The sequence below is a fragment of the endosymbiont GvMRE of Glomus versiforme genome, assembly GCF_003546845.1.
The window spans coordinates 54,687-68,170 of the sequence record NZ_NWVA01000002.1; the positions used below are offsets into that span (position 1 = coordinate 54,687).

The 13,484-nt window shown below is 32.2% G+C and carries 16 protein-coding genes; all 16 read left to right on the forward strand.

Going from position 1 to position 13,484, the window contains the following annotated elements; all coding sequences use genetic code 4:
- The first annotated feature begins 5 nt into the window (after positions 1-5).
- Positions 6-509, forward strand: a complete 504-nt coding sequence (locus tag GvMRE_RS03860) for a hypothetical protein (RefSeq protein ID WP_147409960.1) — start codon at positions 6-8, stop codon at positions 507-509.
- A gap of 62 nt (positions 510-571) precedes the next feature.
- Positions 572-820: a hypothetical protein gene (locus GvMRE_RS03865; protein WP_147409961.1), complete on the forward strand. Its 249-nt coding sequence runs from the start codon at positions 572-574 to the stop codon at positions 818-820.
- A gap of 11 nt (positions 821-831) precedes the next feature.
- The gene (locus GvMRE_RS03870; RefSeq protein ID WP_147409962.1) at positions 832-2,379 is read left to right on the forward strand and encodes a hypothetical protein; all 1,548 of its coding nucleotides are present in this window, start codon (positions 832-834) and stop codon (positions 2,377-2,379) included.
- 36 nt (positions 2,380-2,415) lie between these two features.
- On the forward strand, positions 2,416-2,646 hold the full coding sequence (locus tag GvMRE_RS03875; RefSeq protein ID WP_147409963.1) for a hypothetical protein: 231 nt from the start codon (positions 2,416-2,418) through the stop codon (positions 2,644-2,646).
- 185 nt (positions 2,647-2,831) lie between these two features.
- Positions 2,832-3,020, forward strand: coding sequence for a hypothetical protein (locus tag GvMRE_RS13505; RefSeq protein WP_172575246.1), 189 nt, complete (start codon positions 2,832-2,834; stop codon positions 3,018-3,020).
- 290 nt (positions 3,021-3,310) lie between these two features.
- Entirely contained in the window at positions 3,311-3,526 is a 216-nt protein-coding gene (locus tag GvMRE_RS03880; RefSeq protein ID WP_147409964.1) for a hypothetical protein, read from the forward strand.
- Between the two features lie 83 nt (positions 3,527-3,609).
- On the forward strand, positions 3,610-7,869 hold the full coding sequence (locus GvMRE_RS03885; RefSeq protein WP_147409965.1) for a DEAD/DEAH box helicase family protein: 4,260 nt from the start codon (positions 3,610-3,612) through the stop codon (positions 7,867-7,869).
- 17 nt (positions 7,870-7,886) lie between these two features.
- Entirely contained in the window at positions 7,887-8,606 is a 720-nt protein-coding gene (locus GvMRE_RS03890; protein WP_147409966.1) for a hypothetical protein, read from the forward strand.
- A 30-nt stretch (positions 8,607-8,636) separates the two neighbouring features.
- Positions 8,637-9,095, forward strand: a complete 459-nt coding sequence (locus tag GvMRE_RS03895) for a hypothetical protein (RefSeq protein ID WP_147409967.1) — start codon at positions 8,637-8,639, stop codon at positions 9,093-9,095.
- Positions 9,096-9,164: 69 nt separating this feature from the next.
- Positions 9,165-9,728, forward strand: a complete 564-nt coding sequence (locus tag GvMRE_RS03900; protein ID WP_147409968.1) for a type II toxin-antitoxin system antitoxin SocA domain-containing protein — start codon at positions 9,165-9,167, stop codon at positions 9,726-9,728.
- Positions 9,728-10,195: a hypothetical protein gene (locus GvMRE_RS03905; protein WP_147409969.1), complete on the forward strand. Its 468-nt coding sequence runs from the start codon at positions 9,728-9,730 to the stop codon at positions 10,193-10,195. The genes GvMRE_RS03900 and GvMRE_RS03905 overlap by 1 nt, the downstream gene beginning before the upstream one ends.
- 170 nt (positions 10,196-10,365) lie before the next feature.
- The gene (locus tag GvMRE_RS03910; protein ID WP_147409970.1) at positions 10,366-11,106 is read left to right on the forward strand and encodes a hypothetical protein; all 741 of its coding nucleotides are present in this window, start codon (positions 10,366-10,368) and stop codon (positions 11,104-11,106) included.
- On the forward strand, positions 11,088-11,612 hold the full coding sequence (locus GvMRE_RS03915; RefSeq protein WP_147409971.1) for a hypothetical protein: 525 nt from the start codon (positions 11,088-11,090) through the stop codon (positions 11,610-11,612). Before GvMRE_RS03910 ends, GvMRE_RS03915 begins: the two co-directional genes overlap by 19 nt.
- Positions 11,597-12,175, forward strand: coding sequence for a tyrosine-type recombinase/integrase (locus tag GvMRE_RS03920; RefSeq protein ID WP_147409972.1), 579 nt, complete (start codon positions 11,597-11,599; stop codon positions 12,173-12,175). The genes GvMRE_RS03915 and GvMRE_RS03920 overlap by 16 nt, the downstream gene beginning before the upstream one ends.
- 225 nt (positions 12,176-12,400) lie before the next feature.
- On the forward strand, positions 12,401-12,631 hold the full coding sequence (locus GvMRE_RS03925) for a hypothetical protein (RefSeq protein WP_147409973.1): 231 nt from the start codon (positions 12,401-12,403) through the stop codon (positions 12,629-12,631).
- A gap of 65 nt (positions 12,632-12,696) precedes the next feature.
- Positions 12,697-13,482, forward strand: a complete 786-nt coding sequence (locus GvMRE_RS03930) for a leucine-rich repeat domain-containing protein (RefSeq protein ID WP_147409974.1) — start codon at positions 12,697-12,699, stop codon at positions 13,480-13,482.
- Positions 13,483-13,484 lie beyond the last annotated feature (2 nt).

Consider the following 13,484-nt stretch of genomic DNA (forward strand, 5'->3'; position numbering starts at 1 on the left):
TGTCCTTGACTCAAAAAAGAGACGTGGAGGAAATTAAAGCAGTTAAGAAGGAAGCAGTAGAAAGATACGAAAGCGTGCTGAATTTGGTGACAGATTGACCTGAGTATAAAAAAAACTGAAAACCAGATGTAAAACTAGAAGCAGAGGAAAAAGATAAAGATGGATCGGGACACCAAGAATTAAATTTGTTCAAGCGACACTACTTAGAAATCAAGGTCGAAGAAATAGTAACTAAACTAAGAGATAGTAATAATCAAGGCTATGTTTTGCTCTTTGACAATTCACTTGAAATAAAAGGAGAAGAAATCGATAGTTTATGATTAAGCAAAGATGTCGCCAATGCGATAGGAATCAATAACGAAATAAATTATAGATCAAATCCAAAGGAATTTTATTTGCTAAAAGACTTCATAATAGATCGGATCAAAGACGATAAAACAAAAGCGATTATCGGCTTCTGAAGACAAAGAATTATCACTAAAGAAGAGTATCAAAAATTACGAGCATAATTAAAGATTAAAAAAAGAGAATTATCAAAGAAACTGAGTGAAAAAAACTGCCCACTGATTAAATGAATGAAAAAGAACCACAAATTTTAGAGCAATCTGACAGCAATAAAATCAATCCAAGTGATACAATACTAAAAGAAAGCAAAACATTAACTTTTAGGGACACAGAAAAAGCAATTTGCGAAAAATGTGGAGTAACTAATCATCAAGAAAAAGCCGAAGCAGAAAGCATTAATATAATCGTATTTTCTGATGAAACTGAAACTAAATCATTTTGCAATGACTGTTTAGCAACCTTAAAAGTAAAGTAAAAATTGATTAAATGAACCCAGATATTCTTCCTAGCGAAATAAAACAATTTCGGAATTATTGAAAGAACAAAGTAGAAAACGAATTGGGAACAGGGATATGGTGTGAGGATCCGAATAAAAAACCCAAAATAGATCCTAGTAAATACACTAAATTATTAGAAAAAGCCCAAAAAGAGAGGTTGGATGTAAAATTTACCGGAAAATTTGCTTCAAGTGGACGCTTTAATATTCGCGAGAATTGGCTTGAAGCGACTGAAATTCCTTGAAATCTAAAAATAGCTCTGGCTACTCCAAAAGAAAATAAGCCTGATTCAGAAAACGACCCTAATCATCCTAGAGATCTAACAAAACCTCCTATTATTCCTAATGTACCATTAAAATCAAATTCAATGAATTTTACTCCTAGTACAGAACATGACTGTCCTTATCTTAAACTACCTGAATTAGAGGCTAGATTTCAACAAAAATATCAAGCAGAATTGGATAGTTTAAAGGCTAGTGAACTGAATTTAATTAACGAACGAAATAATTCAAACCAAGAATTACAACAAACTAAACAAGAAATTAAGAACATTTGTGAGTATTGGGGAGCAAACAATTTAACCGAATTAAATGAAGTAATAAGAGAAAAAACCAGGAGAGAAAATGAATACCAAAATGAAAGAAATAACTTGCAAAATCAAATAAGAGAATTAACCGAAAAGATAAATAATCAGCAAACCCAATACCAAAAATTAGAGAAAAATTTCCAACAATTTCTTCGAATATTAGAAGGAGACGGAGAAGGAATTAAAAACCATGAGCATTTAAAGCAAATATTAGGAAACAAAAGTATTTATCAAATAATCCAAGAAAGAAATCAAGCTCAAGAAGAAATTAACAGAATTAATGGTGAAATTCAGCAATTATTAATTAGGCATAAGGTAAATACTCTGCAGGAATTAAGCCTATTCATAACTAAAAAAGAAGAAGAATTAGCGGAAGAAAGGAATTGATGAAATGAGTGAATAAATGACCATAAACCTTTAAGTATTAAAACAAAACAAGATTTAGGAGTAAAATTTTATAGTTTGATAATTAAAAAAATTTCAGTTAATGACGACTTTTGAACAATAGAAGAAAAAAGTAATGAAAAAGCAAGAAAAGCAGTCAAACTCATTTATGAACATTATATCCAAAGAGATGAGGAAATCGATGACCAAAGTTTAGCCGCATTAGAAATCAAAATAGCCTCATTAATCGGACAAGATTTTACCCCAGAGCAAATAACTGAATTAAGAAATTTATTTATTGCTAATAAATTAACAAAAACTTATGAATTTATTGAAGAAGTAACCAGTTTAACCAATAATCACAAAATTAAGCGATTAGAAAATAAAAGCCAAGAATTAAAGCATAATTTGGATGAAAACACCGGAGAAGAACTAAAAGAAAAAGCAAACACTTTAACTCCTTTATTAGAAGCTTGTGCTTTACCAGAAACTAGAGAATTTATATTTAATGGATTTACTGAATGGGCTAAATTATTAGAAATGTTAGATGATGGAGATGAAAACTAGAATAAAAAAAATAAATAGTTAAAATTGTTAATTGATATGAAACTTAATATTGATGGAAATCTAGCAATGGCATATGAAGAAGAAGCAACGGGAGAAAACTTCTGTGCAAATTGTGCGAAAAAAATAGAAGATTATTGAAAAGAATTAATTGTTTTTGATAAGAATGGAAATAGAATTGGATTTTTATGCTTTCCATGTGCTGCGAGTTTAGAGACAGAACTTACGGACGAAGAATGAGATAAGGCTTGATTTGGTAAAGAGGAATAAAAAAACCTTATGAACAAAACCAAAGAAGAAGCAATTAGAGAGTTAGTAAAGGAAATCGAAAGAGAAAGGCAAAGCCATGAAAAATTTAAAACCGAATGGATAATATAAGAGTTGAGGCAGTGAAGCAGAGATGTTACGCAATGATTTTCGCCAAAGTTTAGGATTATGGGTCTAAAATTAACTTAATGACTGAAAACGAAAAAAAAGAAGAAAAAACAGAAAACCAAGAAGAAACTAAAAAAATAGAAGATCAAGAATGCTCCGAATGCAAAGAAAAACAAGCTGAACACCAAGACCAAGATAGCAAAAAATATTATTGCGATGACTGTTGAGAAGAGTTAGAAATCGCGATCAAAGAACTAGCTATTCAATAAAGATAACAAGCTGTCGAAAGGCGTAAGTTTTCTTAATACGACTATTAATGTGATTAACAAAGAGCAGGCTGAAATTAATACTTGATGAGATAAAGTCCACAGCATCGCGAATGGGTGAAAAATTTGTCTAGGGTGTGAAAGATCTGCCAGATTAGACCCTAGTATTGTGTGGGTTCCTGAAACTTTGCGTTGTATTCGTTGCCACAAGGAGAAAATAAAGAATTATGGGAAGTAGCATAAATTATAAAATTACTATCACATAACCGAGCATGCGTGAAGGAGTATAAGTTATGAAATTAAAAAAAGCATTTAAAGTAGCCAATGAAAAAGACCAAAAAGACCAAAAAAATACTTTTTTTACTATTATCCCAGCTACGGAAAAAGCCAAAGACTATATTCTTGAACTTAAAAAAGCGAATGAAGATTTACAAGACATAGTTATTCAACAAGAAAAAGAGATTGAAAATTTAAAAAAAAAACTAAGCAAATACGAAACAATTAAATAAGTGTTTAGCATCATTTTTTAAGTGAAAATAAGGGATTAATAACCTTAAATTGCTTAATAAATTATTAATAATTTAAATCACTTATGAATTACAATAATTCCTTTTTAGAAACTAAACTTAAAGCTTTAGCCCGTCAAACTGGCAATAATGTTGAAACCAAACAACTAATTAAGGATGAAACTAAAAGAGTAGTCATTGAAACTCTCGGTGGTGAAAAGAATTTTATTAATGGAGCCTATCAAGGAGGAGGATTAAGTCCCAAACAACTTTTAAGTTCCTTAGAAGAAATATTTGGTAGCAAAAATTTTAAGAGCGGAAAATATAAATTTAACCAAGAACTAATAGTTGCCACAGCCAAGGAAACCATTTACGAGCTTTTTGGCAAGGGAAACTTCAAGGATGGTAATTATACTGGCGGCTGAAATAAAGAAAACGATTTAAAAGCAATTACAGAAGCATTAACAACTTATAAAACCTGACCAGAAACAGAAAAAGAAACCCAAGACCAAACTAATAAAGCCATAGAAACTAAATTAGGCGGGACAGATAAATTTGAGAATGGCATTTACAAAGCCGAAGAAGTTATTTTACAAATAGCAGAAAAAGGCTTTGAAAACAAAGGAATATTATTGAAAAAACTCCGTAATATTATGGGAGAAAAGGAGTTTTTTGGAGAAGAGCCAAGTGACGAAATTCCTTCGGGTCGTGAAGGAATGCGTCGCGACCCCGAAGCAATTGCTCTACAACAAGCGGAACAACAAGCCCGAATTAAAGCCATTGAAGCTTGAAGGGATTTTTATGAAGACCACGGCATTGTTGACAGTAACGATAAATTGTTCTGGTCCAATACATATGGAAGCAGTGTAAAAACTGCCGAGGGAGTTTACAAAGACGCCATTTTAAAAGCGGCTGAAATGGTTGGAGAAGACAAACCCCTAAACGATTTAGAAAAAAACCGCATTAATAAAGCCACTACTCCGGAAAAAATTAAAGAAGTTTTGGCTGACATTCCCAAAGAACGAAGAGAAAAAGAATGAAATAACTTTTTTGAAAAGCATGATATTCTTAACAACATTGATGAAAAATGAAAAGATAATTGAAGAAAAAGCAGTTTAAGCATTGAAGTAGCCAAATTAATTTACAATAACGGCTGATACAATAACCCTGACGGCTTAATTGGTGATGATAAGAAAATAGAAACTTACACCACTGAAACAGTGGTTAAAAGCCAAGGGTATAAAAAAACTATCAACAAAATAGACCCTTTGAAACATCTAGCAAAAGAAGTTAAAAAAGCTCACGACTTAATCGTGAAAGAAATTGACCTTCAAACTGATTTAAATAACTTTCCCACCGATGATGAAATTAAAAAATCCTATGATGAGTTAGCAGTCCCCGACACTATCAATCATGAAGAATTAAGAGGATTAAGAGACAAAAAAATAGTCGAATTATTTAAGCAATATTTCCAAGAAAAACAGCCCGCAACCAATTTATCAGACCAAGAAATAGAACTGTGAAGAACTACCCCAACTGGCTTACCAAATACCGGCAAAGACCAACGCCAAGCCTTTGATAATGGTTGAATTAACCCCAAAGATATCCAAAACAGCAAAATCAACTATCAAAATATTGCTGATATTGAAGTCTTAAAAGTTAAAAAGCAAGATATCGACCAAGAAATAGCGAAAGTTGACAATCTAGTAAAACAAATTAATTCTTATAAGTATTTAAGAGAATTAGATGCTAATCAGGCAAATATAGATAAACAATTTTCCGAATTAAAAAGAGACTTGTTGCCTCCTAATAAAGATAATGAAGCCAAAATTGCAGAAAAAGAACAAAGGGATAAACTCCACTACTCTCTAACTGATCCCCAAGATGGAGGAATAGAAGAAAACGCTCTTAAAAGATTAGAAAAAAACTTAGAAGATAAATGAACTGTTCCCAATTATGAACCGATCACAGTAGATATGCTGAACAAGCTTATTGCTGCCGACAAAGATGTTCAAAGTCTTGGTCTTTTTAGAGATGGAGCGGGTTATGAAGATTTAGTTAAATCTGGTTGGTTGGATGCACAGAAAGGTTATGAATTACCCAAAAAGTTTACTGATCCAGAAAAAGACCTACATCGAGATCAAAAAGGTGCTTATTTGTTAGAGTTTTTCTACAATAAAGCTCGTGATGGTAATAATCGTGCTTTTGATCCTAATGATTTGGATAAAGAAAATAGTTTTTGCCGAATTGGATTAGGTGCAGGTAAACGCTACAAAAAAGGGAAAACAGTGATGGGCAAAGAAATAACGAAAGGAACTTGGGAAGATGTCAATGATATGCCGATGATTGGTGGAAACAAAGGAATGGCTGGTCACCTTGCGATTGGAACTGGAGTGGGAAAAACCACTAAATTAGTCAACTGTTTAGTAGAGGGAGGAAAGAAACACATCATTCTAGTTTGTCCTACAACTGGTTTAGTAGACAGTGCTTTTAAACATCATACTTCTTGATTACAAAGATGGGGTTGTGTTTATCACGGAGGAGCAAAGGGCAAAACTGCAATGGAATTTTGTCGAGAAGGCACTTTCACTAAAGCCACTGATGAAGAAATAACCCAAAATAAAGCCGAAAAGGTAAGAAAAGAAATTTATGTTAGTCATGGTTCTTACCCAGTTGCTAAAGATGATCTTGCTTATTGATACAATGCCAACACTAAACAAGCGAAGGGGAAGGAAGAAAACAAAAAAGGTCTTTCGGTAATGTATTTTGGAAAGTTGTTAGGATTTGCCGCTCGTAATCTTTTTGTGGAAAGTGGAGGAATAGACAGTTGAAGTGACCAAAACGAAAAACAAAAAGTTAAAGAAAAATTAATCCCCAAAGAAGATACTATTATTGTTTTTGACGAAGCCCACTTTAATGATGCGGGTTATCAAGCCTTACAATTCGAAATGATTAAAGCAGGTTATAACTGTTTAAGAATGTCAGCTACTTTCCCCAAAACTGAATTCTCGGCTACTTCTACTTATCATATGACTAGGATGTTTAGTGGTAAATTGGATCCTAAAATGCCAGCTGGACTAATGAAAATAGATAACACGGAACAAGCTGAAATAATAGAAGAAATGCGGAACCTATCTCCTGGCACGATTAAATTCCAAGATAAAGATGGTTTGCCTATCTTTGTTGAAGTTAATTTAGAAGAAAGAATTAGAGCTGGTAAAACTTGATATTTCAGCAAGAGTTTACAATTAAATCCTGAACAGTTAGATGCCTTAGGAATTAATGTTAAATATGTTAGTTATGGTGAACAATATGATGAAAATTGTGAGGATGTTTCTTTCGGACAACCTTATGGTTCACTAGGAATAACAGATGGTCGAAGAGAAATGGGTTATACTCCCGACATTGATACAGTCGTTTGTTCAGGAGCGACCGAAACTAAGAATTTGGGTGAATACTTTACTTATACTTCTCCAGTTTTGGGATTTACCCCTATTTCTAGTTTAGTTCAGCAAATGGGAAGGTGTGCTAGAATTAAACCAGGTTTGGCTATTACCCTAACCAAAGATTGTATGGAAATGGATATTTCAGATAATGTTTCAGCAGCGATGGTTAAGGCTTGTTTTGATGGCAATATCGAACAAATTAAGAAAAAAGCTTACGAACAAATTTATAGTGTAGATATTCTCCGAGGAGCATTAGCTTATCCATCTTCAAAAACTTTTGGTAAAGCACCTGAAGAATTGTTAATGGGATTAAGAATCACTGATCAACAGCGAGACAAAAAATTGCCGATTGATAAATTGGTATGAAGAACCGAAGGAGATGAAGCTGAAGCAACGGCTGTTCCTAGTTTTGTTAAATTGTTAGCCAAATTGCCTACTTGGTCTGGTCCCACACCCAAACCCGATATAGGATTGTGAGAAAGATACTTAGGAAAAGCTGAAAAAGTATCAATGAAACCAGAAGTAGCTTTAAAAACCCTAAAAGAAATGATCGCTAACTTTATTACTCAAGATGGTTTATTCCCACAAGGATTGGACATGAAAAAACAAGAAAAGATGATTGGGGCAGTATTTGGAGCGAAGTTAGATACAACAAGCGGTAAAGAAGAAGTGGTTCGTGAAACGAGAAAAGTCTTGAATGGACTGGTAAGGATAAAAAAGGATGAATTAGGAAGCAAGGATTATGATGGGGGTAAAAAATGTAGCAAAAACCCTAACACCATCAAGAAATTAGCAGGATTGTATAAATTAACTGATGCTAATATTGATTATAAAAAAATGAAAAACGATGAAGGTGAAGAAGTGTGAACTTTATTGATGACTGCTCAAGTTGGAGCATAAAAACATAGCAAAATTATATGAATAAACAAGAAAGAAAAAAATTAGGAATTGAACTCCAAGAAATAAAAGAAATAACTTATTGCCAAAATTGTAGCAATCCAGTATCGCCAGATAGAAAAATGTTTCAACTGATTACTGAGGAAACTGAAAATAATTGAGTTGAGGTTAAAGTTAAGGAAACTAAACTAGTCTGTCGAGATTGTGCTGCTGAAAATCAAGATCATACTGTTAGTGAAGAGGAACAAAAAAAAAGGATTGAATGAGCTAAAGCACATTTAGAAGAAATTGCTGACTTGCCGAATTTTAGAAACCAAATTGAAGAAGCAGAAAAAGAAAACACACTGGAGGCTTTTAAGAAACTAGAACAAAAATTAGCTCGAGAGTTATTTGAAGATCTAGTCCAATACAAAGGAGGAAATAGTGCCGCAACTGTTTATAGTATTGAATTAAATGAGATACTAAACGGAATAGAAGCTCCAGAAAAGAAATGAAAAAGAATTAGAAACAATACCAAAGATTTTTTAGAGTCTGATAAAGATGTTGTTCATTCAGAAACTTTAAGAAAACTTGCCGAGGAAGCCATTGCCGAAGACACCATGGATGGTTATTATAACCTATTGAAAAGTTTCCGCAAAAGTTATGATGAGCTGGTTCAACTTAAAGGCAATGAGGATAATGCTGATAAATTCCTAGAACAATTAACAAATGTGGTTCACGATAAGAATAAGTGGAAATAGAGTGAATTGATTAATAAAAGTATAATAAATATGGAAACACACTGCGACTATTCTAAATGATTTTATTTGTGTCTTGCTCTTGTCTTTGTTGTTTTAGCAGGATTAGTTATGATATTTAGATACTTTTTAGAAATCAAAAGAGATAGCATAAAATTAGGACAACATGACAAAGAGCAAACTGAACGCATAAAAGTACTAGAAAAGAAAAACGGACATGAAGAGGTGGAATTGTTAAAAGTAGAAGTGAATATTCTTAAAGGAATTATTAATGCTTTTTTTGCTAATCAACAAACCAAGCCAATTATTAATAATCCCGTTCAGAAAACGGCAGATATACCAACCCCGCCACCAATGCCTAATAAAGAAAAAGAATCTAACCGAGAAAAAAAACCAGTAATGCCAAAACAACCAGAGCAAAAAAAACCAGATTGAAGCGAAGTTCACAAATTAATAAGAAAAAGACGAAAAGATTTAGGTGAGGAAGATTAAAAATAGCCAAAAGCGAACCTTTTATTTTTTGCACAAAATAAGTGCTAAAAGAGTGTAAAAATTAGTTGTATGAAAAAGATTGATAATTTAACTCCTAAAATCATCATTCAGCAGAAGGGGAAAATTTCAGCTCTTGAAATTGCTAAATATTTGCTTTCTTTGGATCCAAAAAGAGAATATTTTACTGATGAAAAAATGATAAAAATAGAGGGAAATTCGGTTCCAATCTCCGGCAATCTTCGCTTAAATAAATTATTGCAAATTACCCAAATGCTTTATGCTGCTAAACACGGGCAATACTTATTTTCCGAAAAAATGTTAGCTTTTGAACACGGAGGAATAGTTTATGAAGTTTATCGTCAATTCCACTTTTTAGTTAATCCTAAAAATCAGGTCGCAATCAAATCCCTAACCATTTACTCGAAAGATTTTCTAACCAAAATTTTTAATTATTTTAGAACTTACAGTAATCAGCAATTAGAGAATTTCGTTCATGAAGATCCTGCTTGATTTACTATTTGAAATAAAGAAAATATTAAAGGAAATAATGAAATGCCTCAAAGTAAAGAAATGATTGAATATTATCAAAATTTTGCTTTACACGTAGCTGAAGCTGTAGAACGTAAGAACTAATGAACAAAGAGAGGAAACAACCAAAGCTAAATCAAATTATTTTTGTGGATCTTGATTATCAAGATAAATGAGACACATTAAAACGAGGAAGACCTTATGTGATAACTAAAATAAAAGAAGAGGAGAACTTTTATTTTCTTCGCCTGTTAATAATTACTTCTCAAAGCGAAGAAGAAGCCAAAGAGGAAAACAAAACTTTTATTTCTCAATATGAAATCTTCCTATTACCTGATTGTTTAGAAATCGAACCTTCTTTTGTCAGAATACATCGCTATGTAAACTTAAAAATAGCAAAAAGTAGATTAAGTAAATTTCTTTGTAAAAAATGCTCCCAAGGATGTTTTAGATGATTAAAAGAGAAAAATGAAAACGAATATGATTTTATCGTAAGAAAACATGAAGATTATCGCAACAATAAGTTAAACATCTCTATTTTGCTACCAGTCATCGAAATCGAAATGGATTAGAAAAAACAAGTTAGAAAATTAAGTTTAGAATTCTTTCCGACAAAAGGAAACTTATGTCTGAACTCAAAGACTTATAGAGACTTAAACCATACTTGAACTTATTATAAGGTAGCAAAGTTAAGTTATTTGGTCGGAGGTTGGTATAATTGTCTATAAAGGAAGCAAAATCAATGAATCCATTAAGCAAAGAACAATTAAAAGAATACTATCAAAAAAGAAAAGAAGAACTTAACCAACAAAGAACCGAAAGGAGAAGATTGGCTAGGTTGAGACAAAAAGAACAATCTCAGGTTGAGACACCAATCAAGGAGGTCGGGTTGAGACAATTAACAAAAAACAAGACAACCGAATTAAAAAATATTGGGTTGAGACAGGTTGAGACACAAAAAGAGGTTGAGACATTAAAAACCAGCAAGGAGGTTGAGACAATGTTCCAAGCCAAAAACATCAAAGCGTCTCAACCCGAAATCAAAGAAAAAATTTACGAAACAGAAAATAACCAAGAATACAACCAAGCCTTAGAAAAATTAAAAGAACAATGAGCTAAACAAGAAAAAGGAGAATGTGTAAGTTATAAAGTAGAACCGATAACTTCACTCCACTTTTGTAATGCTTGCGATTATCACCAACACAGAAATGAAACTAAACCTTGATCAAAAGTAAAAGTACCAGTGGAAACACCACAAATAGAAAGCAAACTGTGATCTGACTATTATGATTGTTTAAAGCCTTTTTGCAAGAACTGTCAAGAAAAAGGAATTAAAGAAAATGAATATGCTTTTTGTAGCCAAGAAAAAGCCCCAGTGACAGCCCATACTTTTAATGAAATTTATGCTTGTAATGTTTATCACTGAACAATTAACCAAAGAAACACTAACAAAAAAGTAGTTGTATGCCAAGAAACCCAGTAAAAATAGCTGAATTGCAAAAAAAAATTAATGAACAAAGCCAAGAATTAGCTAAATATAAGCAATTAATAGCAAATATTAACGGACTTATAAAGATTAACAACGGAAAAAATCCACACATTAGCGATTATGACTTAGAAAAAGAATATAAGGAAAAATATAGCGGTCTAACATTAGAGCAAGAAGTCGAGCAACTTGTTAAGAAATTAGATGCTCAAGGATTACAACTGATAATCCCCGAGGGTGGAGAATATAAGGCTATAATTCTACGCGAAACCAATAAATCAACCGAATATTTAGGCAATAATAGGGAACAAGTAAAGGAATTATTAAAAAGAGAGAAAGAAACAAGAAATAAATCTAATAATGTAATAGAAGAAGCCGAGAAAAAGTTAAACCAAGAAAAACCCAAAAGCCATATTGATGAATTAAAGCAAAAAACAAAAAGAGGGAAAATTCAAACCTTCTGATTTAAAAAAAGAAAGAAACATAGATGAAAACACAGATAAATCAAGAGAACAAGAAAAAAATTAAAAAGCCTTTAACTATTTTACCTACTCAACAAATTTTACAACAAGTTTGAGAATATTTAGTTACTAGACCTAATAAAAGAGGAGAAAGCAAACGAGATCAACATGAGAGCCTTTTCCTTTTATGTTGAAAAGCCGGATTAAGAATTAGCGAAGCCATTCATTTTGATTTAAACTTAGAACACCAAACACCTGAATATAAAAATCTTTACTTATTAAGAGGCAAAGGAAACAAAGAGAGATGGGTTTACATTAGTCCGGAAATAGCCAAAGAATTACGGAAAAGAAATTGAAAACCAAATCAGGCTAACCGATTAAGTTTTTTTGACTTTTTAAAGCAATTAAAACAGGAAAGTAAATTGCCAGAACAAATGGAATTAGCACCTCATACTTTAAGAAGATGCTTTGCTACCCACAATGTCATGAGCGGAATGCCTTTACCAGTTTTACAGAAGGTTTTAGGACATAGTAGTTTAGCAGTAACTAGTAAATACGTAAGAGCAGGAACTTTGGAGAATTTGTTGAAATACAAGCCGATTTAGTGCCACTCACGCTTCCGAGCGTGCGTGAAAGAGTGCAAAATTAAGAAAAAAGAAAAGCGAACAAGATCTTCACCTTATCTGACAAAAAGCCTCTTTTTTTCTATAAGTGATATCAATTAACAAAATGAGTACTACTCACACGAGACGAGCATGCGTGAGGAAGTGATAAAGAAAAAATAAAAGGATAGAAAAGAGATAACAGTTTCCAATCCAAAATTCTAATTAATGAATAGCAAGTTTACTTACCAAAAATACAAAAACTACAATTTTGGTAAAAAAAGCAAGCAGATCTACTCCAAAACTAATCATGTCTGTTCAGAACGAACTTATGTCGCCAATTGAAATGAATTAAATAAATTAGCTTGGCAATGTAATATTTGCCGAAAATTTAAGCCCCAAAGCCAAGATAAAACTGATCAAGAAATGCGGAGGTTTTTCCCTAATTTGTTTAAGTAATTAGCCAAGTATTGGACAAGTATAAGAATGATAAAATTTTTCTAAATTAACCCCATAATATACTTATGACAAAAGCTCAAAAATATTTAGACAAAAACTGTCCCAAAGCCAAAAGAAGTGAAATTAAAAGTATCAATTTAAGCAATAAAGACTTAAAAGGTCATTTAGATTTAAGTGATTTTACTAGTTTGATAATTTTAGATTGTTCTCATAACTCTTTAACCAGTATTGAACTGCGTAATTGTGTTAAATTAGAACAATTAGATTGTAGTGATAATCGTTTACGACAATTAGAACTGCGAGGATTAAATTCTTTGCAAGAAGTTAAATGTGATGATAATTATTTACCTCAGCCAAGAGTGGAAGAATTAATACAAAAATGCCACAAGTGACAAGAAGCTTACGAAGATTTAGTGAAAAAAGTAGAAGCAGTAAAAAGAATTACCGGAATTAAGCGTATTTCTGATATTGCTGAATTACAAGAATTAGAAGACATGTTAGAAGGTCAATCAGTCCGGGAAGCATTACAAAACGGGAAAATGAATGAAAGTAGAGTAAACCATTTACGCCAAGAAAATAGTAGTTTGCGAAAAAGAGTAACCGAACTAATAGTAGAAAAGGAAAGTTTAATCGAAAACCAACAATTTACTGAAAGTTCTCTCCCAAGAAGATTAGAGCAAAAAAGAAGTTTTGTTAGAAATCCAATATTAAGTAGAATGGAAGAAACCATAATTGATGATTATCTTAATTTAGATAGTGAAAATGAAGTTTCTTTATCTAACGCTGAAAGTAGCCAACAAGTTCAACAACAAGCCCAAATTTTAGTGTTACCGAAAGGAAAAAATTATTAAAT